Here is an 18210-nt window from a genome sequence, read left to right as displayed (position 1 = left end):
AAGCATGCTGGCGCCGCCGTCGTTGCGGGGCGTTGCCGACATGCGCTCGGAAACACACTGAAACAATAATCTTCGCCTTTTGGCCCGAATCTTGGACAAACAAGGCCCATGGCCATTCCTTCTCCCAACATCCTGGTCGTCGAGGACGATCGCGAAACCCGGACCTTGATTGCGAAATATCTGCGCAACAACGCCTGCAACGTCACCGCCGTGAGCGACGGCCGCGAGATGTCGCGAGCCATGGCCGACCACCGCGTTGATCTCATCATCCTCGACGTCATGCTGCCCGGCGAAGACGGCCTCAGCCTGTGCCGCAAGGTGCGCTCCGAGGCGCAGACGCCGATCATCATGCTGACCGCGCGCGGCGAGGACGTCGATCGCATCGTCGGCCTCGAAATGGGCGCGGACGATTATCTGCCGAAGCCGTTCAACCCGCGCGAGCTGCTCGCGCGGATCAATGCGGTGCTGCGGCGTCAGGAGGGCGCCCCGACACTCGCCTTCGAAGGCTGGCGCATCGATTTGCGGCTGCGCGAGCTGTGCAATCCGGAAGGCGCCCGCGTCGCGGTGACCAGCGCCGAGTTCGACCTGCTCAGGACGTTCTGCGAGCGTCCCGGTCGCGTGCTGTCCCGCGACAGCCTGCTCGACCTGACGCAGGGCCGCAACACCGGCTCGTTCGAGCGCTCCATCGACGTGCTGGTCAGCCGCATCCGCCGCAAGATCGAGCCCAATCCGGCCGATCCCACCATCATCAAGACGGTGCGTTCCGGAGGCTACCTGTTTACGCCTCGAACGGAAGTGTGTGCCACGCCGGCGAGCAACTGACGGGCTCTGCGACGATGAAGCCGTTCGGATTCTTTCACCTCAAGGGCATCGGCGGACAGATCGCCGCGCTGGTGCTGGCTTCGACCGTCGCGCTGCACCTCGTCGTCACCACCGCGTTCCTGCTCAGCCGCCCCGACCGCCCGGACACGTCGCCTGATGGCGCGCATCAGCTGACCGATGCGGCGCTGCTGCTCGGCTCGGCGAGGCCCGACGACCGGCCGCGCCTCGTCGCAGATCTCGCGCGCGCCTTCCCGAAACTCAACCTCGAAACATTGGCGCCCGGCGCGGCGGCGATGGTCGACGACAGCGAAGCCCAGCACCTGCGTGGCATCCGCCGTCATCTCGGCCGCGGCTACAAGGTGGTGCAGCTCGCGCCGGAGGGCGATGCCCGTCGCGTCGGCGTGGAATTGCCCGACGGCACCGTGATTGCAGGCCATGTCGAAAGCGGCCCGCGTCCGTGGTTCTGGGGCGCACCGTGGCTCATCACGCTGATGACCGCCTTCATCTGCATCACCGTGCTCGGCCTGTGGGCCGCACGCGCGCTGGCGGCGCCGCTGTCGTCCTTTGCCAAGGCGGCCGAGAATTTCAGCCTGGGCGGGACCGCCGATCCGCTGCCCGAGCGCGGTCCGGAGGAGATCCGCTCCGTGGCCCGCGCGCTCAACCGCATGCATGAGCGCATTGCGCGCCTGATGTCGGATCGCACCAGGATGCTGGCGGCGATCAGCCACGATCTGCGCACTCCGATCACGCGGCTGCGCCTGCGCGCCGAGTTCATCGCGGACGAAGGCAACCGCAAGCGCATGCTTGTTGACCTCGACCAGATGCGCTCGATGCTGGAGAGCGTGCTGTCGCTGCTGCGCAACGACCGCAAGATCGAGGCGGTGACGCTGGTCGATATCGCCTCTACGCTGCAGCTCATCGCCGACCAGTTCGGCGACATGGGCCATGTCGTGCATTACGAAGGCCCGCCATCCGCGACCGCCGCAGCGCGGCCCGACGATCTGCATCGCGGCGTCACCAACCTGGTCGAGAACGCGGTGCGCTTCGGCGCCGAGGTCACGATCCGCCTCGATGTATCCAGCACAAAACTCGTCATCGATGTCGAGGATGACGGCCCCGGCATTTCGGACGCGCGCAAGCAGGAGATGCTGGAGCCGTTCGTGCGCGGCGAGGATGCGCGCACCATGGACGATGCGACCGGCTTCGGCCTTGGCCTGTCGATCGCGCGCGCAATCGCGCTCGCCCATGGCGGCGAGCTGTCGCTGCACGACCGCCAGCCGCACGGGCTGATCGTCCGAATGCAATTGCCGATATGGCGGCAGCCGCGGCTGGCCGCCTAAGGCCTTCGCCTCAGGCCGCGAGCGGGACGGTCACAGGCTCATCGAAGATCGCGATCGCCTCGAAGTGATAGCCACAAGCCTGGCATTTCCAGAGATAGGAAATGCGTCCCTCGCCCGGCTCGATCCAGTCCGGGAACGGGATCGGTGTCCCGCATTGTGCACACGGATTATGCGTGGGGATGTCGCCGATGTCTGCTGGGGTCACGGACGTCCTCCCGAATGCTGGTGGTGCGGTTTTTGGGCGGATGCACCAATGGACAGACCTGCTGTCGCGTAAGGCACTCCGCCGGCTCCGAACCTAACCCATGTTTGAGTCGTAAAAACGACGGCTCGGCGAAAATCGCCGGTGGCGGCGTTTCGCCACATCATCGCCGTGTTCGGCAGGCCTAACGCGCACGGTCCAGGTCAGTTCTGCCGGGGAACATTTCAATGAAAATTTTGCGCATCGCCGTTCTCGCGGCAGTCGGGCTGATATTGCCGCAAGCCGCAATCGCAGGCCAGGCCGACTATGCAGAGATGGTTGCGATGCATGCGCGCGCCAACGGCGTGCCGGAGGCGCTGGTGCATCGCGTCATCATGCGCGAGAGCCGCTATCAGCCGGGCCTCGTCGGCCATGGCGGCACCATCGGGCTGATGCAGATCAAGCTCGCGACCGCCCGCGGCCTCGGCTACACCGGCGATGCGAGCGGCCTGCGCGACCCCAACACCAATCTCACCTATGCCGTCAAATATCTCGCCGGTGCCTATCACGCCGCCAATGGCGATCACGACCGGGCCGTGCGTTATTTCGCGGGCGGCTATTACTATGCTGCAAAGCGGCAGCGCCAGGAGATGGTGCGAGAGGCAAGCTTCGAGCCTCAGCTGGAGCCGAACGGCAATCCGCAGCCGATGTTCGGCCCCGCGCCGCATCGCAAGCTGGCCCAGCAGGTCCGCAACGCGCGGGCGCAGGTTCCACACGATTGATCGTCATTCCGGGATGGTGCGAAGCACCAGACCCGGAATCTCGAGATTCCGGGTTCGATGCTTCGCATCGCCCCGGAATGACGGGGCTGCAACATGCGTTGACCACCCTGTCCTACTGGCCTACATTAGAGTCGTTCCGAGGGGTGCTCCGAGGAGGAGCTGAGATACCGCTAAATGGGCAAGCCTGCACTTCGGCAAGCACGCCCAGGACCGCGGTGACCCTTTGAACCTGATCCGGGTCATGCCGGCGAAGGGACAGGGATGTTGCAAACGACCAAGCGACCGGATTCCCCGGTATCCATCATCGGCGCAGGCATAGCCGGAGCCTGGCAGGCGCTGCTGTTCGCGCAAGCCGGCCACGCCGTCACCCTGCACGAGCGCGGTGACGCTGACATGACCGATGCCACCAGCCATTGGGCCGGCGGCATGCTTGCGCCCTATTGCGAGGCGGAGGTCGCCGAGCCCATCATCAGCCGCCTGGGGCTGCGCTCGCTCGATATCTGGCGCCGCGAATTGCCCGACACCCCCTTCAACGGCTCGCTGGTCGTCGCCCATCCGCGCGAGCGCAACGATTTCGAGCGCTTTGCCCGGATGACCGAGAGCCATCGCCGGCTCGATGCCGCGGGCCTCGCCGCGCTCGAGCCGTCGCTCGAAGGCCGTTTTCGCGAGGCGCTGTTCTTCCCGACCGAAGGCCATGTCGAGCCGCGCCGCGTGCTGCCGAAGCTGCACGAGCGCATCGTCGCCGCCGGCGGCATCATCAAGTTCGGCAGCGACGTCACCGCCGCCGAGCTCGCAAACCTTGATCCCAAAGGCCTCGTGATCGACTGCCGCGGCCTTGCCGCGCGCGAGGAACAGCCTGGCTTGCGCGGCGTCAAGGGCGAGATGATCCTGATCGAGACCAGCGAGGTGCAGCTGTCGCGCCCGGTGCGGCTGATCCATCCGCGCTGGCCGCTCTACGTCATCCCCCGCGAGGCCAATCGGTTCATGCTGGGGGCGACCTCGATCGAGGCCGAAGACACCGGCGTCAGCGTCCGCTCGGCGCTGGAGCTCTTGGGCGCGGCCTACACCGTGCATCCGGCCTTCGGCGAGGCCCGCATCGTCGAATTCGGCTCCGGCCTTCGCCCCGCCTTTCCCGACAATCTGCCGCGCATCGGCGTGCACGGCGGCAAGATCAGCGTCAACGGGCTCTACCGCCACGGCTTCCTGATCGCCCCCGCCCTCGCCGAGCTGACGCTGGCTTTCGTCGAGCGCGGCGAGATCGACAATGAGGTGATGCAATGCGCGTGATCGTCCAATGCTTGTAATCGTCAATGGCGAGCAGCGCGAGATCAGTTCAGCCAGCGTCGATGCGCTGCTGTCCGAGCTCGACTATGAGGGCACCCACTTCGCCATCGCGCTCAATTACGACGTCGTGCCGAAGAGCCGCTGGGCCGAGACGAGCTTGAAGCCCGGCGACGAGATCGAGATCATCACGCCGCGGCAGGGAGGGTGAGGGAATGAATGCCTCCACGAACTCAGCCGTCATCCCCGCGCGAGCGCATAGCGCTCGTCGCTGGAGGTGCGAGCCGTCTTCGGCTCGCCTCGAAGGATGGCCGCAAGCGGCGCTGTCATCCTTCGAGGCGCGCAAGTGCGCGCACCTCAGGACGACGGTCTGTGCAAGTTGCCTGCAAGGAAATTAGAGCCATGGTGACCTTCTACGGCAAGACCTTCGCCTCCCGCCTGCTCATCGGCAGCGCGCTCTATCCCTCGCCCGCGATCATGCAGGACGCCATCCGCGCCTCCAGCTCCAACATCGTCACGGTCTCGCTGCGGCGCGAATCCGCGGGCGGCAAGACCGGGGACGCGTTCTGGAAGCTGATCCGCGAGCTCGACGTATCAGTGCTGCCGAACACCGCCGGCTGCCGCACCGTGCGCGAGGCCGTGACCACCGCAAAGCTCGCCCGCGAATTGTTCGACACCTCCTGGATCAAGCTGGAAGTCATCGCCGACAACGACACGCTGCAGCCCGACGTCGTTGGCCTGGTCGAAGCCGCCACCATCCTGATCAAGGACGGCTTTGAGGTGTTCCCCTATTGCACCGAGGATCTCTCGGTCGCCAATCGCCTGGTCGAAGCGGGGTGCAAGGTGGTGATGCCGTGGGCCGCCCCGATCGGCAGCGCCAAGGGCATCATCAACCGCGACGCGCTCAAGCTGCTGCGCGAGCGGCTGCCTGACGTCACGCTGGTGGTCGACGCCGGCATCGGCGCGCCGAGCCATGCGGCTGAAGCGCTCGAGCTCGGCTATGACGCCGTGCTGCTCAACACCGCGATCGCCAAGGCCGCCGATCCCGTCGCCATGGCCAAGGCTTTCCGCCTCGGCATCGAGGCCGGCCGCACCGCTTATGAGGCCGGGCTGATGAACGCCCGCGACTTCGCCTCTCCTTCCACCCCTGTCGTTGGGACCCCGTTCTGGCATGCCGTATCCTGATCGCGACGCGTATCCTGATCGCTTTTATCCTGTGGTCGACAGCTTGGCGTGGGTCGAACGCCTGACCAGGCTCGGCGTCGGCACCATCCAGCTGCGCGCGAAGAATCTCGACGACGCGCAGGCCTTGCAGATCGTCACCGACGCGCTCGCGATCACGAAAGGCACGCAAGCCAAGCTGGTCGTGAACGATTATTGGCGCGCGGCGATCGTCGCCGGCGCCAAATACCTGCATCTCGGCCAGGAGGATCTGGCGGAGGCCGACCTCAAGGCGATCCGCGAAGCGGGCCTCTCGCTCGGTATCTCCACCCATGACGACGACGAGCTCGCGACCGCGCTCGAGGCCAAGCCTGACTACGTCGCGCTCGGCCCGATCTTCTTCACCACGCTCAAATCGATGCGCTTCGAACCTCAGGGCATTCCCAAGATCACGGAGTGGAAGCAGCGTATCGGCACCATCCCGCTGGTCGCGATCGGCGGCATCAAGTTCGAGCACGCCGCGGAGATCTTTGCGGCGGGTGCGGATTCCATTGCCGTCGTCAGCGACGTCACCCAGAACGCCGACCCGGACGCGCGCGTGCGTCAATGGCTGGGCCAGAAGGAGGCGGCATGATGCATATCCTGCTCTCACCCCACACAACACTGTCATCGCCCGTCTTGACCGCCGCGGCTTCACGGCTCCAGCCGCACCGCCTCGGAATACTGGATCCCCGCCTTCGCGGGGATGACGGAGAGCCTTCCACCCGGCGTCATTCCGGGGCACGCGAAGCGTGAACCCGGAATCTCGCTCAACAACCTCGAGGTTCCGGATCGGACCGCTATGCGGTCCGTCCGGAACGACGCCCATTAACCGGAGAACCCCATGAACATTCGCTCCAACCCCGAAAAAACCGTCCCCGCCGTCACCACCGGCCCGCTTCCCTCCTCGCGAAAGATCTTCGCTTCCCCGGACGCCGCGCCCGATCTGCGCGTGCCCTTGCGCGAGATCATCCTGTCCGAAGGCGCCGGCGAGCCGAACCTACCGGTGTACGACACCTCGGGCCCCTACACCGACCCGTCCGTGACCATCGACGTCAACGCCGGCCTTCCCCGCAACCGCAAGCAGTGGGTGCTGGAGCGCGGCGGCGTCGAGGAATATGAGGGCCGGCAGATCAAGCCCGAGGACAATGGCAGCGTCTCCACCGACAAGGCCGCGCGCGCCTTCTCGGCCTATCACAAGCCCTTGCGCGGCCTCGACGGCCACAAGATCACCCAGCTCGAATTCGCCCGCGCCGGCATCATCACCAAGGAGATGATCTACGTCGCCGCGCGCGAAAATCTCGGGCGCAAGCAGCAGCTCGAGCGCGCCGAAGCCGCCCTTGCCGACGGCGAAAGCTTTGGCGCTTCGGTCCCAGCCTTCATCACCCCGGAGTTCGTCCGCAGCGAAATCGCGCGCGGCCGCGCCATCATTCCCTCCAACATCAACCACAGTGAGCTCGAGCCGATGATCATCGGCCGCAACTTCCTCACCAAGATCAACGCCAATATCGGCAACTCGGCGGTGACCTCGTCGGTCGAGGAGGAGGTCGAGAAGATGGTGTGGGCGATCCGCTGGGGCGCCGACACCGTGATGGACCTCTCCACGGGGCGCAACATCCACACCACGCGCGAGTGGATCCTGCGCAACGCCCCGGTGCCGATCGGCACCGTTCCCATTTATCAGGCGCTGGAGAAGTGCAACGGCGATCCGGTGAAGCTGACCTGGGAGCTCTACAAGGACACGCTGATCGAGCAGTGCGAGCAGGGCGTCGACTATTTCACCATCCACGCCGGCGTGCGCCTGCAATACATCCACCTCACCGCGAACCGCGTCACCGGCATTGTCAGCCGCGGCGGCTCGATCATGGCGAAGTGGTGCCTGGCGCATCACAAGGAAAGCTTCCTCTACACCCATTTCGACGAGATCTGCGATCTCATGCGCAAGTATGACGTCTCGTTCTCGCTCGGCGACGGCCTGCGCCCCGGCTCGATCGCCGATGCCAACGACCGCGCCCAGTTTGCCGAGCTCGAAACGCTCGGCGAGCTGACCAAGATCGCATGGGACAAGGGCTGCCAGGTCATGATCGAAGGCCCCGGCCACGTGCCGATGCACAAGATCAAGATCAACATGGACAAGCAGCTCAAGGAGTGCGGCGAGGCGCCGTTCTACACGCTTGGACCGCTGACCACCGACATCGCGCCGGGCTATGACCACATCACGTCAGGCATCGGCGCTGCCATGATCGGCTGGTTCGGCTGCGCCATGCTCTGCTACGTCACGCCGAAGGAGCATCTCGGCCTGCCCGATCGTAACGACGTCAAGACCGGCGTCATCACCTACAAGATCGCCGCCCACGCCGCCGACCTCGCCAAGGGCCACCCCGCCGCACAACTGCGCGACGACGCCCTCTCCCGCGCCCGGTTCGAATTCCGCTGGACCGACCAGTTCAACCTCGGCCTCGATCCGGATACGGCAAAGAGCTTCCACGACGAGACCCTGCCGAAGGAAGCCCACAAGGTCGCCCATTTCTGCTCGATGTGCGGCCCAAAATTCTGCTCGATGAAGATCACGCAGGACGTGCGGGATTATGCCGCGACGCTGAACGATCCGAACAGCGTGGGCATGTCGATCAGCGGCACCGCCGAGGACGGCATGGCCAGGATGAGCGCGAAGTTCAAGGAGATGGGCGAGAGCTTGTATCTGGATGCGGAGAAGGTGAAGGAGAGTAATCGGGTGTTGTGAGGGGCTCTTCGCTCCATCAAGCAGCATTCAGCTCGTAGGGTGGGTTAGCGCAGCGTAACCCACCCCTTTGCATCCTACGCCGCGCCAGACGTGGTGGGTTACGCCTTGCGCCGTCGCGTGTTGAACGACCACGCTTATAAGCGGCTAACCCACCCTACGAGACCTCGGCATCGGCTTCACCGATCTCGCTAAGTTGGGCACCTCGACAAAATCCTCCTCCGTACCTATTCTGATGGCATGAACATCGTTCGCCGCAGGCTGGATATCGACGCCGACACTGACGCGCGTCTGCACGAGACGGCCGACGAGCGCGGGCAGGATGTCGCCGCCGTCCTCGCCGAAGCCGTGGCGCTTCTGGATTCCGTGGTCGATATTGCCGGCCCCGACGTTGCCGAGGATCGCCGGCGGCTGGATGATTTTCGAAGGAGCCCCGCCGCCGTGCCGTTCAATGAGGTGACGGACTGGGTCGCGAGCTGGGGATCGGCGAAGGAGCTGCCGCGGCCTGCGGCGCGCAGGATCGGATGATCCGTAGCCCGGATGGAGCGAAGCGCAATCCGGGACCACCTTATCAGCCGATCCAGCTCCCGCATTGCGCTTCGCTTCATGCGGGCTACGTCGCGACGGACAATTGACTTGATTGAAGCCCACCGCCTCCCCGACCAGCTCCGCGAAAACCTCCGCCTCGTCTTCGTCGGCACCGCCGCCTCGACGCGCTCGGCCGAGCTTGGGCATTACTACGCCCATCCCGGCAACCGGTTCTGGCGCGCGATCCATGAGGCCGGGATCACGCCACGGCGGTATCAGCCGGGCGAGTTCGCATCGCTGATCGAGCTCGGGATCGGCTTCACCGATCTCTCCAAGTCGGGCGCGGGGATGGATCACCAGATCGCGGCGGAGACGATCGATGTGCCGGGCTTCAGGGCGAAGATGGAAAAGTATCGGCCGCGGACGATTGCGTTCACGAGCAAGAAGGCGGCGAGCCTGTTTTACGGCAGGTCGTCAGCTGCGATTGCGCTGGGGCGGCAGGTGCGCGATGCGGACCTGCCCGAGATATTTGTGCTGCCGTCCCCATCGGGCGCTGCCTCGGGGCATTGGACGATCGAGCCGTGGCGGGCACTGGCGGTGTGGATTGCGGCAGAGGGGGATGAACGATAGCGCTCCAAACTCAGCGGTCGTCCCGGCGAAGGCCGGGACCCATAACCACAGGCAGGAGTTTGGCGAAGACTCGTCGTTCGGTACGCTTACCGGCCTCACCCGTTAGATCACGCGGTATGGGTCCCGGCCTTCGCCGGGACGACACCGTTTGTTTGGCTACGCCGAACAACTCATCTCGCTGCTTCGTAGGGTGGGTTAGCTGCGCGAAGCGCGGCCGCGCGGCGTAACCCACCGCTTCGGTCGCCGCGGAAGCGCAAGCGGTGGGTTACGCCTTGCGCAGTTCCGTGTTGATGGACCACGCTTGCGAGCGGCTAACCCACCCTACGCACCGCCACCGCCGCCCAACGCCGCCACTTCCCGCGCGAGATTGGCGCGGGCTTGCCGGTCATACGCCGCGGCGAAATCCGGATCGGGAAAGATCACCTCGCGGGCCGCGAAGCGGCGCAGCACCCGGGCGCGGCCGATGCGATAATCGTGCTCGCTGACATGGCCGAACTCGCGGCGGATCGCGGCGGCATACGCGTCGTAGCGCGCGGGATCAGCGCCGAGAATGCTGAGGTCGATCGAAATCAGGATCGCCCCCAAGCGATCGCCGGCATCCACATCGTGTGTCTTCGTCAGGCGGATCAGGCGGCCGACCACCTGACGAAGCTCGGCGCGAACGTGCTGCTCGGCGAGCTCCGCGCTGCGCTCCTCGTTGTCGGACCGGGTCGGATCGTAAACGACATCGTGCCACCAGATCGCCTCCGTCAGCGTCTCGCGCTCGGCTGCCGAAAGACCCTCGACCCGCGCGAGCGCGGCCAGGCAATCCTCGATATGCGCGAGATTATGATAGTGGCGGCCAGGCGCCGCATACGCGTCAGCCAGTTGGTCGCGCTTCATCAAGGCATCACTCCTCGAACGTCGCGTTGTCGATCTTGTCAGTATTGATGGCCATCGCGATCTCCCCCGAGCGATGTTTGGTCCATCCTACGGCACATGAGGCAATCCGCAACGCTCTCCAAGGACACAACTCTCGTAGGGTGGGCAAAGGCGCCCTTGCGCCGTGCCCACGACCTCTCCATGAGTTCGACAGAACGTGGGCACGTCGCGCCAAGACGCGCGCCTTTGCCCACCCTACGAGAGCGTGCCTAGAGATCGAAATTGGTCGGCATCATCACCACGTCGCGGATGGTCATGCCGCGCGGGCGGGTCAGCATGAACATCACGATTTCGGCGACTTCGCTGGCTTCCAGCAGGCTGCCGGAATCCCTGGCCTCCTGCAGCTTCTCAGGCGGCCAGTCCGCGAGCAGCGCGGTGACGACGGGGCCGGGCGAGATCGAGCCGACGCGGATGCCGTGCTTGAAGACCTGGCGCCGCACCGTCTGGACGAAGCAGTTGATCGCCCATTTCGACGAGGCATAGACCGGCTCCCATGGCGTCGGAAAATGCGCCGCCAGCGAGCTGGTGACGATGATGTCGCCGCTGCGGCGCGCGATCATGTGCGGCAGCACGTCGTGCACGTTCTTCATCACGACGTTGACGTTCAGGTTCAGCATCCGGTCGATCGCAATGGTGTCCGCATCGACCAGATCGCCGCCGACATAGCTGCCTGCGTTGGCGTGGAAGATGTCAAGCTGCCCTGCCTGCTCCAGCACGCGCGGCAGCAGCGCCGCGCAGTCTTTGGGGTCGAGCAGGTCCACGACCAGCGGGATCACGGCATCGCCGTGCTTGTTGCGAAGCGTGTTGAGCGCAGCCTCGTCACGATCGACCATCACCACGCGCGCGCCCGCGGCCAGCATCGCTTCCGAGCTCGCCAGCCCGATGCCCGACGCCGCGCCCGTCACCGCCGCAACCTTGCCTTCCAACGCTCTTGCCATGAGATCACCATTCTGCTGGGAGCGGCAGTATAGCGATGCGAGGCGCGCTCGCGAAGCAGATCGCCGGCCTCGTAGGGTGGGCAAAGGCGCAAAGCGCCGTGCCCACGGTCTCTCTCCGAATCCGGCAGAACGTGGGCACGGCGCGCGAAGAGCGCGCCTTTGCCCACCCTACATCCCATCATCCTCACCCCGCATACGCCTTGTCCAACTCCGCAATTACGAGCTTCCGCATCCCCATCATCGCCTGCATGACGCGGTTCGCCCTGGTGCGATCAGGATCGCTGAGATAGCGGCCGAGCGCGGACGGGATCACCTGCCAGGACAGGCCGAACCTGTCCTTGAGCCAGCCGCAGCGGGATTCCTCGCCGCCGTCGGCGGTGAGCGCTTGCCAAAAGTAATCCACCTCCTCCTGCGTCTCGACGCTGATGAAGAACGACACCGCCTCGTTGAAGCGGTATTGCGGCCCGCCATTGAGCGCGTGGAAGCGTTGCCCTTCGAGCTCGAACACCGCCATGAAGTCGCTGACGGTCTCGACCTCAGCGTTGGGGAATACGGATTTGTAGAAGGCGACGGCATCAGGAACATTGTTGTCGAACCAGAGAAACGGCGTGATGGAGGTCATGTCAGGATATCCTTTGCCTTGGACCAGGCGCGCCCACGCACGCCGTCGCACGAAGGACGAAGGCGGGGGCGATAATCCGACAGGCGGAATAGCATTTTTTGATCCGGAGAGCGGCCTCCGCCAAACGGATGATGCCGGGGTATCCTCCGATCGGCGTCGTGTGCGGACACTTGCCAGGGCGTGACAGCAGCGATACGACTTTGAGTGGAAAAATCGCGTTGGAACAGCCGGGCCTCAACCAGCGCACATGTCGAGGATGCCGCCGCATGAGCGACGATCTCTCCGGTGTCTGGGACGGCACTTACATCCAACCCGGCACGGGGATGGTCACGTTCACGGCGACGCTGGTCGAGGCCGGCGGCGCGCTCTCAGGCTGCGTCACCGAACCGTGCTCCAATCCGCGCTGCCCGGTGCGAACCCACAGCGCCTCGATCACGGGCCATCGCGCCGGCAGCGTGGTGTCCTTCGTCAAGCGCTACGAGCCGCCCGGCTATGGCTTCGACATCGTCCACTATGACGGCATCATGAACGGCGAGGCGACCGAGATCGACGGGCGCTGGCGGCTTCCGGGCACGTCAGGATCGTTCCTGATGATCCGCTCCGGCAAGCGCGCAGAGGCCGCCACCACCGACAAACGAGCCACGACGCCCGCCCGCGAGTAAAGGGAGCCATCATGCTGACGCTCTATTCCTATCCGGAGCTGTTCGGCGTCGCCGACAACAACGGCTATGGGCTCAAGGTCTACGCGTTCCTGAAGCTGTCAGGCGTTCCGTTCGTGCATGAGCATATCTTCGATGCCTCGGCCGCACCACGCGGGCAGCTGCCTTATATCGTCGACGACGGCGACACCATCGGCGACAGCGAGACCATCATCGCGCATGCGATCGCAAAATATCATCTGACCATCGATGCCGGACTGTCGCCGGCACAGCGCCGCACCCATCATTTCGTCACGCGCATGCTCGATGATCTCTACTGGGTGATGTCCTATTCGCGCTGGAAGGACGAGCGCTATTATCCCGCGTTTCGCGACGGCTTCATCGCGCAACATCAGCAGATCGATGCTGCCGGCTTCGAGAAGGCGAAAGCCTACAACGCGCAGCGCTACCACTACCAGGGCATCGGCCGCTACACGCCGGAGCAGGCCTACGCGCGGGGGCTGGCCGATTTGCAGGTGCTGGCCGAGATCGTGCCCGCAAATGGCTTCGTCGATGGCGAGCGCCCCACCAGCTGCGATGCCGGCATCTACGGCTTCATCGCGAATATCTATTACTTTCCGATCCCGACGCCGCTGAAGGCCTTCGTCGATGCGCATGGCAATCTCGTCGCGCATTGCGAGCGGGTGCATGCGATGGTGAGCGGGTAGCCACGTCCGGGATCTCGTAGGGTGGGTTAGTCCTGCGGATGCGCGAAGCGCAGGCCGCGGGGCGTAACCCACCATTTCTGTCACTGCGGAAACCAAAGAGGTGGGTTACGCATCGCGACCGCGCTTCGCGCCGTCGCGACGCCAACCCACCCTAGGGCACCGTGCCCTACTGCATCGTAATCGCAAGGCCGGATAGATCGGCATTCGCCATCAGGCCGGTCTGGGTGCCCGACAGCTCCAGCACCGCGCCCTTCTGGTTGGTGAGCACGATGGCGCGGGCGCCACGGCCGACGGCAAGGCCTGCCCCGGCAGCGCCGTAGACGCCGGCGACGTCGGACGGCCTGACGATGTTGGAGACGCGACCGCGCAGCACGGTCTTGGAGCCGCCGAAGACGAGGCCGTAATCGAGCCCGCCGGTCGAGAGTCCATAGGAGCGGCCGTGGAAGTTCAAAACGCCCGAACCGCCGGAGCCGCCGATGAACCAGCCCGCCTTGTAGATCGTCAGCACCACGGTGCCGCCGTCGGCCTGCGCCGCGGTCGAAAGGCCGGCAAAAGCGGCCATGGCGATGAGCGCGGCACGCAAGGTGGAAGCAATCTTCATGAGGCGTCTCCGGGGGCTATTTTTCTCGGGAGGAAAAGCGAATCAGACGCAGCAATCTATCCGATCGATCGCGGCGGCAACATGATGGGGTGTGGCCCATGAGGCGCGAGGTGGGTACCCACACACTCAACTGTCATCGCCCGGCTCGACCGGGCGAACCAGTATTCCAGAGGCCAGCGTTGAAAAGCTCGCTCTCACCACATCCGCCACGGCGTACTGGATGCCCCGGACGAGCCGGGGCATGACAGCCGAGTTCTTGGCGCTACAGGGCCCTCATGCCCGCATTCCCCCATCATGCCATTCTGCCACTGTTTTGCCCGACGGGTCAATGCGCATTTCTTCCTTCCCGAATTTGCGGTTTTGCCGATCATTTCTACTGTGCATGGGGTTGTTTTCGCGTTTTGTGTTGGAGCAGGCCGCGCATCCCGCTACGCTTCGCCCAACTTACCCGCACCCTCCGAGGCCCCCATGCCGATCCAGCATTTCGCGCCCCCGCCGCACGTCAAGGCGCCGCCGCTCTCTTTCGCGACCCGTGTCGGCGACCTCTTGTTCGTGTCAGGCATTCCCGGCTTCGATGCCCATGGCGCGCTGCCTGACGGCTTCGAGGCGCAGTTCGCCAACGTCGTCGTCAACATCAAGCGCGTGCTGGACGAGGCCGGTGCCACGACGCGCGACCTCGTCAAGGTCAACGTGCTCCTGACCCGCCCCACTGATGTTGCCGCGATGAATGCGCTCTATGCCGGCGCGTTCGGCCCGCCGCCATTCCCTGCACGCACCACCTGCGTGGTGCAGGCGCTGCCCGATCCCAAAATGCTGATCGAGATCGAGGCGGTGGCGTCGCTGGCGAAGTGAGCGTGTGTGTCCTGCAGGGCACGCAGCCAAACCAAGTGGTCGCGCCGGTCTGACATGTCCGTGAAAGCCGGCTCCCCGGCTTGCAAAGCAGCTGTTTTTACCGCACGAATTTTCGGTTCACCCGTCCAGACTGAGGAGATTTTCCATGCGTCGCGTTTTCGCCCTTTGTGCCGTTGCCGGCATCGCCAGCTCCGTCTTTGCCGCGCCCGCCTCCGCAAAGGTCGGCTATTACGTGATCCGCTGGGACAACACGGGCATCTGCCAGGTCTGGAACGAGGACCTGCACTACAAGCCGCTGCAGTGGGGCGTCTCGACCTACAAGGTCGTCAGCAAGCCGCTCCCGACCTTCGCCCAGGCTTCCGACCTCCAGATCAAGATGCGTGGCGAGCGCCGCTGTACGCTCTGAGCCATCAGGCGGGTCCTGATATCGAGGGCGAGTTGCGCATGCAGCCCGCCCTTTCCTTTTGGCGGCTTTGAACCTGATCAGCACACGGAACTACTCACCTCTTGTCCGGGGCGCAGGCTGAGGAAGCGCTCCGCACTCCTCCCCGTCATTGTCGGGAGGCGCATCACATCTTTCAATTGAGGAGCTGATCCATGCGTCGTCGTATTTCCATGCTCTGCGCTGCCGCCGGTCTTGCCGCAGCCGCTTTCGTCGCTGCGAGCCCCGCCGAAGCCGGCTATCATTTGATCCGCTGGCAGGACAGCGGCTTCTGCCAGATCTGGGACGAGAGCATTCCGACCACGCCGTGGCCCGCCGGCTATCATCGCGCCAGCACGACCGTTCCGACCTTCGTCGACGCACTGGCGATAAAGGACAGCGCGCTCAAGGCCGGTCACTGCCGCTGGTAAGTCTTCGATCGGCGGACGACAGGGCCGGGCAAGGATGCGACGCTAGCATCCTTGCCCGGTGATTTTTTGCCTCCCGAACAGGAGCAGCTCGATGCGCGTACGGACCACGACGCTGGCGGCCCTCGCCGCTTCGCTCCTGCTTGCCGCTGCAGTGCAGGCGCAAGCCCCGCAATCCTTCCGCGTCATCTCGCCGATCTTCGGCCAGCTCGTCGCCTTCGCGATGCCGTCGCATTTCGCTGCGGTGTTCGAGAACACCAGGGGCGGCCACTACACCCGCGAAGCCGTGCTGAAGGGCGAGACGTCCGAGCGCTGGACGCAGATGATCACGGTGACAGGCGAAAAGGGCATGACGCTGACGCCAGGGAGCTCGCCGGAGATGTTCGCGGGCACCATCGCCGGCGGCTTCAAATCGGCCTGCCCCGACAGCTTTGCGGCGCGGCCCCTGGGCGAGACCAGGTTCGGCCGCTTCGAGGGCTTTGTCGCGGTGATCGGCTGCGGCCGCATCGACAGCGGCCCGACGCGGCACAGCGAGACCACACTGCTGATCACGCTGAAGGGCACGAGCGACTATTACACAATCCAATGGGCCGAGCGCGGCCCGGAAAGCGACGAGCCGCCGGTCAACGACGTCAGCTGGCAAGCGCGCCTGCGCGACCTCAGTCCGATTGATCTCTGCCCGATCATGCCGGGCGAAGCCGCGCCCTATCCGAGCTGCGTCAACAAGAGCTGAGCGCTCTCAGGCGTCCTTGTGCGCGCCCGGATGAATCAAAACGTCGCGCGCGGCCGCGAGGTCGATGAAGGCCTGCGCGCTGCCGCCCTGGTCGGGATGCATGCCCTTGGCGGCGCGGCGATAGGCCTGGTTGATATCCTCGCAAGTGAGCTGCACCGCGAGCGGCAGGCCAAGCATCTTGCGGGCCCGATCCTCGCTGGACAGTTTCTTTGGCGCCGCGTTGCGACGGCCAAAGCGCGGCGCAGTCAGATCATGGACGACGTCGAGGATCACGCCGATGCGGCGGCGCGCGGCCAGCGTCACTCCGTGATCGTCGTTGTCTGCGGCCTGGCGCAGCACGGGCAGCGCCTGTTCGGCGGCATGGCGCAGCGTAGCATCCGTGCTCATCCTGATGATCTCGGCCACCAGCCGGCCCGCCTCGGCCCACTCCGCCGTGTCCGACGCCCGCAGGCGCTCGAGCGCCAGTTTCCAGGATTCAAGTCGTTCCATCATGCGCGCAACGTTTAGCAACGCGGACGAGTATGCCAAGGCCGCCGTTTCCGCCGCCTTAATTTCGGGTTAGCCTTTCATGAAACTTAGAAACGAATCCGGGAGAAAATTGCCATGGCATTGCTCGCAAACCACATCGCTGTCGTCACGGGCGCCGGATCCGGCATCGGCCGGGCGATTGCCGCCGGCTATGCCCGTGAGGGCGCGCAAGTGGTGCTGCTCGACGTCAACGCCGCCACGGTCGCGGAGGCCGCCGAGGAGATCCGCAAGGCCGGCGGCAAGGCTACGAGCTTTGCGCTGGACGTGACCAGGCGTGACGACTGTTTCGCGCTGGCCAAGCAGGTCGCCGACACAGTCGGGCCGGTCTCGATCCTCGTTAACAATGCCGGCATCACGCGCCGCAATGCCTTCACCGCCGAGACCGAGGCGGTGGCAAAGGACTGGAACGACATCATCTCGCTCAACCTCAACGGCGTTTTCAACACGACGCAGGCGTTCCTCAGCGCCCTGCGCGCAACCAAGGGGCGTATCGTCAATATCGCCTCGATCCAGTCCTTCGTGCATCTGCGGACGCCGAGTTCGGCGGCCTACACCACTTCGAAGCATGGCGTGCTCGGCTTCACCAAGGCGCTCGCGGTCGAGCTCGGCAGGGAGGGCGTGCGCGTCAACGCGATCGGGCCGGGCTTCATCGAGACCAACCTCAACGCCCATGTGCGCGCCACCAATCCGGCATTGGTGCAGGCCTTCGTCGACCACACCCCGCTCGCGCGCACCGGCAAGCCCGAGGACATCGTCGGTCCCGCGATCTTCCTCGCGTCAGACCTGTCGTCCTTCGTCACAGGATCGATCGTGATGGTGGACGGCGGATATCGCACAGTGTGAGCCGCAAGAGATCGGTCCGCATCGCTATGCATCTCGTGCCAATCGCGGCAACGCTGCGGCATTCCCAAGGTCAATTCATAGCGATCGCTTGGAATTAACCTTTCATTAACCAAAGCCGCCCACCGTAGATCTACGGATTAGGAGTCGTTGTTCTCGATCCGCTTCCAACGATGGAAGCGGGCGTTGATCGGGGGAGTGTATTGATGACCACTGTTCATGTCGCGGCGCCCGAGCAGGGCACGCAATTGCTTGCACCCAATGAGATCGTCCCACTGTTGATCGGCGCGACCGTCGACGAGGTCGAACGCGAGCTGGTACTGCAGACGCTCGCGCGCTGCGACGGCAACCGCACGCGTGCCTCGCGCGTGCTCGGCCTGTCGGTGCGCACGCTGCGCAACAAGATCAGGATCTATGCGGCCTCCGGCATCGAGGTGCCGGCCTATCACGACTAGC

Annotated in this window: 24 protein-coding genes and 1 riboswitch; of the genes, 18 read left to right on the top strand and 6 right to left on the bottom strand. The window is 64.9% G+C overall.

Annotated elements, in window-relative coordinates; all coding sequences use genetic code 11:
- The first annotated feature begins 108 nt into the window (after positions 1 to 108).
- Complete coding sequence (locus tag XH98_RS36275) at positions 109 to 822, top strand: response regulator (RefSeq protein ID WP_271621391.1); 714 nt, start codon at positions 109 to 111, stop codon at positions 820 to 822.
- 14 nt (positions 823 to 836) lie between these two features.
- A complete protein-coding gene (locus tag XH98_RS36270) occupies positions 837 to 2162 on the top strand; it encodes an ATP-binding protein (RefSeq protein WP_271621390.1) in 1326 nt (441 codons plus the stop codon).
- A 10-nt stretch (positions 2163 to 2172) separates the two neighbouring features.
- Here the strand turns inward: XH98_RS36270 and XH98_RS36265 are convergent, their stop codons facing one another.
- A complete protein-coding gene (locus XH98_RS36265) occupies positions 2173 to 2367 on the bottom strand; it encodes a hypothetical protein (RefSeq protein ID WP_271602494.1) in 195 nt (64 codons plus the stop codon).
- A gap of 224 nt (positions 2368 to 2591) precedes the next feature.
- Between XH98_RS36265 and XH98_RS36260 the strand changes: the two genes are divergently transcribed.
- The 8 genes from XH98_RS36260 (at position 2592) to XH98_RS36225 (ending at position 9504) form a co-directional block, all read left to right on the top strand.
- Positions 2592 to 3125, top strand: a complete 534-nt coding sequence (locus XH98_RS36260) for a lytic transglycosylase domain-containing protein (RefSeq protein WP_271602493.1) — start codon at positions 2592 to 2594, stop codon at positions 3123 to 3125.
- 129 nt (positions 3126 to 3254) lie between these two features.
- Positions 3255 to 3399, top strand: a riboswitch (TPP riboswitch).
- Positions 3387 to 4412 (top strand): FAD-dependent oxidoreductase, encoded by a 1026-nt coding sequence (locus XH98_RS36255; protein WP_271621389.1) that lies wholly within the window; start codon positions 3387 to 3389, stop codon positions 4410 to 4412. Its footprint overlaps the riboswitch before it by 13 nt.
- Positions 4413 to 4419: 7 nt before the next feature.
- Positions 4420 to 4617: a sulfur carrier protein ThiS gene (gene thiS, locus XH98_RS36250; RefSeq protein WP_057754260.1), complete on the top strand. Its 198-nt coding sequence runs from the start codon at positions 4420 to 4422 to the stop codon at positions 4615 to 4617.
- Positions 4618 to 4808: 191 nt separating this feature from the next.
- The gene (locus XH98_RS36245; protein ID WP_271621388.1) at positions 4809 to 5591 is read left to right on the top strand and encodes a thiazole synthase; all 783 of its coding nucleotides are present in this window, start codon (positions 4809 to 4811) and stop codon (positions 5589 to 5591) included.
- Complete coding sequence (locus tag XH98_RS36240; protein ID WP_271621387.1) at positions 5578 to 6201, top strand: thiamine phosphate synthase; 624 nt, start codon at positions 5578 to 5580, stop codon at positions 6199 to 6201. Before XH98_RS36245 ends, XH98_RS36240 begins: the two co-directional genes overlap by 14 nt.
- Positions 6202 to 6450: 249 nt before the next feature.
- The gene (gene thiC / locus XH98_RS36235) at positions 6451 to 8349 is read left to right on the top strand and encodes a phosphomethylpyrimidine synthase ThiC (RefSeq protein WP_271621386.1); all 1899 of its coding nucleotides are present in this window, start codon (positions 6451 to 6453) and stop codon (positions 8347 to 8349) included.
- Positions 8350 to 8586: 237 nt separating this feature from the next.
- A complete protein-coding gene (locus XH98_RS36230; RefSeq protein WP_271621385.1) occupies positions 8587 to 8874 on the top strand; it encodes a hypothetical protein in 288 nt (95 codons plus the stop codon).
- 78 nt (positions 8875 to 8952) lie between these two features.
- Complete coding sequence (locus XH98_RS36225) at positions 8953 to 9504, top strand: mismatch-specific DNA-glycosylase (protein WP_271621384.1); 552 nt, start codon at positions 8953 to 8955, stop codon at positions 9502 to 9504.
- Positions 9505 to 9825: 321 nt separating this feature from the next.
- Here the strand turns inward: XH98_RS36225 and XH98_RS36220 are convergent, their stop codons facing one another.
- The 3 genes from XH98_RS36220 to XH98_RS36210 form a co-directional block, all read right to left on the bottom strand.
- Entirely contained in the window at positions 9826 to 10386 is a 561-nt protein-coding gene (locus XH98_RS36220) for an HD domain-containing protein (protein WP_271602485.1), read from the bottom strand.
- Positions 10387 to 10634: 248 nt separating this feature from the next.
- A complete protein-coding gene (locus XH98_RS36215) occupies positions 10635 to 11363 on the bottom strand; it encodes an SDR family oxidoreductase (RefSeq protein ID WP_271602484.1) in 729 nt (242 codons plus the stop codon).
- 184 nt (positions 11364 to 11547) lie between these two features.
- Positions 11548 to 11985 (bottom strand): VOC family protein, encoded by a 438-nt coding sequence (locus tag XH98_RS36210; RefSeq protein ID WP_271602483.1) that lies wholly within the window; start codon positions 11983 to 11985, stop codon positions 11548 to 11550.
- Positions 11986 to 12251: 266 nt separating this feature from the next.
- Here XH98_RS36210 and XH98_RS36205 point away from each other — a divergent pair, with 266 nt between their 5' ends.
- A complete protein-coding gene (locus XH98_RS36205; protein ID WP_271602482.1) occupies positions 12252 to 12647 on the top strand; it encodes a hypothetical protein in 396 nt (131 codons plus the stop codon).
- Positions 12648 to 12658: 11 nt separating this feature from the next.
- Positions 12659 to 13351 (top strand): glutathione S-transferase family protein, encoded by a 693-nt coding sequence (locus XH98_RS36200; protein WP_271602481.1) that lies wholly within the window; start codon positions 12659 to 12661, stop codon positions 13349 to 13351.
- A gap of 166 nt (positions 13352 to 13517) precedes the next feature.
- On the opposite strand, the gene XH98_RS36195 is transcribed toward XH98_RS36200, so the two are convergent.
- Positions 13518 to 13952 carry a hypothetical protein gene (locus XH98_RS36195; RefSeq protein WP_220006806.1) on the bottom strand — a complete coding sequence of 145 codons (435 nt, stop codon included), beginning with the start codon at positions 13950 to 13952 and terminating at the stop codon, positions 13518 to 13520.
- Between the two features lie 468 nt (positions 13953 to 14420).
- Here XH98_RS36195 and XH98_RS36190 point away from each other — a divergent pair, with 468 nt between their 5' ends.
- From XH98_RS36190 to XH98_RS36175, 4 genes are all read left to right on the top strand, one after another.
- A complete protein-coding gene (locus XH98_RS36190) occupies positions 14421 to 14804 on the top strand; it encodes a RidA family protein (RefSeq protein WP_220006805.1) in 384 nt (127 codons plus the stop codon).
- A gap of 145 nt (positions 14805 to 14949) precedes the next feature.
- Entirely contained in the window at positions 14950 to 15210 is a 261-nt protein-coding gene (locus XH98_RS36185; RefSeq protein WP_057754219.1) for a hypothetical protein, read from the top strand.
- 191 nt (positions 15211 to 15401) lie between these two features.
- Complete coding sequence (locus XH98_RS36180) at positions 15402 to 15656, top strand: hypothetical protein (protein ID WP_271602480.1); 255 nt, start codon at positions 15402 to 15404, stop codon at positions 15654 to 15656.
- Between the two features lie 91 nt (positions 15657 to 15747).
- Positions 15748 to 16386 (top strand): hypothetical protein, encoded by a 639-nt coding sequence (locus XH98_RS36175; RefSeq protein ID WP_271621383.1) that lies wholly within the window; start codon positions 15748 to 15750, stop codon positions 16384 to 16386.
- Between the two features lie 6 nt (positions 16387 to 16392).
- Here the strand turns inward: XH98_RS36175 and XH98_RS36170 are convergent, their stop codons facing one another.
- Positions 16393 to 16878, bottom strand: coding sequence for a J domain-containing protein (locus XH98_RS36170; protein WP_271621382.1), 486 nt, complete (start codon positions 16876 to 16878; stop codon positions 16393 to 16395).
- A gap of 111 nt (positions 16879 to 16989) precedes the next feature.
- On the opposite strand from XH98_RS36170, the gene XH98_RS36165 reads away from it, so the two are divergent.
- Both XH98_RS36165 and XH98_RS36160 read left to right on the top strand, forming a co-directional pair.
- Entirely contained in the window at positions 16990 to 17757 is a 768-nt protein-coding gene (locus XH98_RS36165; RefSeq protein ID WP_271621381.1) for an SDR family NAD(P)-dependent oxidoreductase, read from the top strand.
- A 203-nt stretch (positions 17758 to 17960) separates the two neighbouring features.
- Positions 17961 to 18209 (top strand): helix-turn-helix domain-containing protein, encoded by a 249-nt coding sequence (locus tag XH98_RS36160; protein ID WP_271621380.1) that lies wholly within the window; start codon positions 17961 to 17963, stop codon positions 18207 to 18209.
- The last annotated feature ends 1 nt before the right edge of the window (position 18210 follow it).

The organism is Bradyrhizobium sp. CCBAU 51745 (assembly GCF_028128715.1).
Taxonomy (GTDB): Bacteria; Pseudomonadota; Alphaproteobacteria; order Rhizobiales; family Xanthobacteraceae; genus Bradyrhizobium; species Bradyrhizobium manausense.
This window is presented reverse-complemented; position numbering and strand designations above follow the sequence as displayed.

What these genes read in the sequence shown, in the direction of transcription:
- XH98_RS36275 (WP_271621391.1), top strand. Translation starts at nt 109, where the DNA reads ATGGCCATTCCTTCTCCCAACATCCTGGTCGTCGAGGACGATCGCGAA.
- XH98_RS36270 (WP_271621390.1), top strand. Translation starts at nt 837, where the DNA reads ATGAAGCCGTTCGGATTCTTTCACCTCAAGGGCATCGGCGGACAGATC.
- XH98_RS36260 (WP_271602493.1), top strand. Translation starts at nt 2,592, where the DNA reads ATGAAAATTTTGCGCATCGCCGTTCTCGCGGCAGTCGGGCTGATATTG.
- XH98_RS36255 (WP_271621389.1), top strand. Translation starts at nt 3,387, where the DNA reads ATGTTGCAAACGACCAAGCGACCGGATTCCCCGGTATCCATCATCGGC.
- thiS (WP_057754260.1), top strand. Translation starts at nt 4,420, where the DNA reads ATGCTTGTAATCGTCAATGGCGAGCAGCGCGAGATCAGTTCAGCCAGC.
- XH98_RS36245 (WP_271621388.1), top strand. Translation starts at nt 4,809, where the DNA reads ATGGTGACCTTCTACGGCAAGACCTTCGCCTCCCGCCTGCTCATCGGC.
- XH98_RS36240 (WP_271621387.1), top strand. Translation starts at nt 5,578, where the DNA reads ATGCCGTATCCTGATCGCGACGCGTATCCTGATCGCTTTTATCCTGTG.
- thiC (WP_271621386.1), top strand. Translation starts at nt 6,451, where the DNA reads ATGAACATTCGCTCCAACCCCGAAAAAACCGTCCCCGCCGTCACCACC.
- XH98_RS36230 (WP_271621385.1), top strand. Translation starts at nt 8,587, where the DNA reads ATGAACATCGTTCGCCGCAGGCTGGATATCGACGCCGACACTGACGCG.
- XH98_RS36225 (WP_271621384.1), top strand. Translation starts at nt 8,953, where the DNA reads ATGCGGGCTACGTCGCGACGGACAATTGACTTGATTGAAGCCCACCGC.
- XH98_RS36220 (WP_271602485.1), bottom strand. Translation starts at nt 10,386, where the DNA reads ATGAAGCGCGACCAACTGGCTGACGCGTATGCGGCGCCTGGCCGCCAC.
- XH98_RS36215 (WP_271602484.1), bottom strand. Translation starts at nt 11,363, where the DNA reads ATGGCAAGAGCGTTGGAAGGCAAGGTTGCGGCGGTGACGGGCGCGGCG.
- XH98_RS36210 (WP_271602483.1), bottom strand. Translation starts at nt 11,985, where the DNA reads ATGACCTCCATCACGCCGTTTCTCTGGTTCGACAACAATGTTCCTGAT.
- XH98_RS36205 (WP_271602482.1), top strand. Translation starts at nt 12,252, where the DNA reads ATGAGCGACGATCTCTCCGGTGTCTGGGACGGCACTTACATCCAACCC.
- XH98_RS36200 (WP_271602481.1), top strand. Translation starts at nt 12,659, where the DNA reads ATGCTGACGCTCTATTCCTATCCGGAGCTGTTCGGCGTCGCCGACAAC.
- XH98_RS36195 (WP_220006806.1), bottom strand. Translation starts at nt 13,952, where the DNA reads ATGAAGATTGCTTCCACCTTGCGTGCCGCGCTCATCGCCATGGCCGCT.
- XH98_RS36190 (WP_220006805.1), top strand. Translation starts at nt 14,421, where the DNA reads ATGCCGATCCAGCATTTCGCGCCCCCGCCGCACGTCAAGGCGCCGCCG.
- XH98_RS36185 (WP_057754219.1), top strand. Translation starts at nt 14,950, where the DNA reads ATGCGTCGCGTTTTCGCCCTTTGTGCCGTTGCCGGCATCGCCAGCTCC.
- XH98_RS36180 (WP_271602480.1), top strand. Translation starts at nt 15,402, where the DNA reads ATGCGTCGTCGTATTTCCATGCTCTGCGCTGCCGCCGGTCTTGCCGCA.
- XH98_RS36175 (WP_271621383.1), top strand. Translation starts at nt 15,748, where the DNA reads ATGCGCGTACGGACCACGACGCTGGCGGCCCTCGCCGCTTCGCTCCTG.
- XH98_RS36170 (WP_271621382.1), bottom strand. Translation starts at nt 16,878, where the DNA reads ATGATGGAACGACTTGAATCCTGGAAACTGGCGCTCGAGCGCCTGCGG.
- XH98_RS36165 (WP_271621381.1), top strand. Translation starts at nt 16,990, where the DNA reads ATGGCATTGCTCGCAAACCACATCGCTGTCGTCACGGGCGCCGGATCC.
- XH98_RS36160 (WP_271621380.1), top strand. Translation starts at nt 17,961, where the DNA reads ATGACCACTGTTCATGTCGCGGCGCCCGAGCAGGGCACGCAATTGCTT.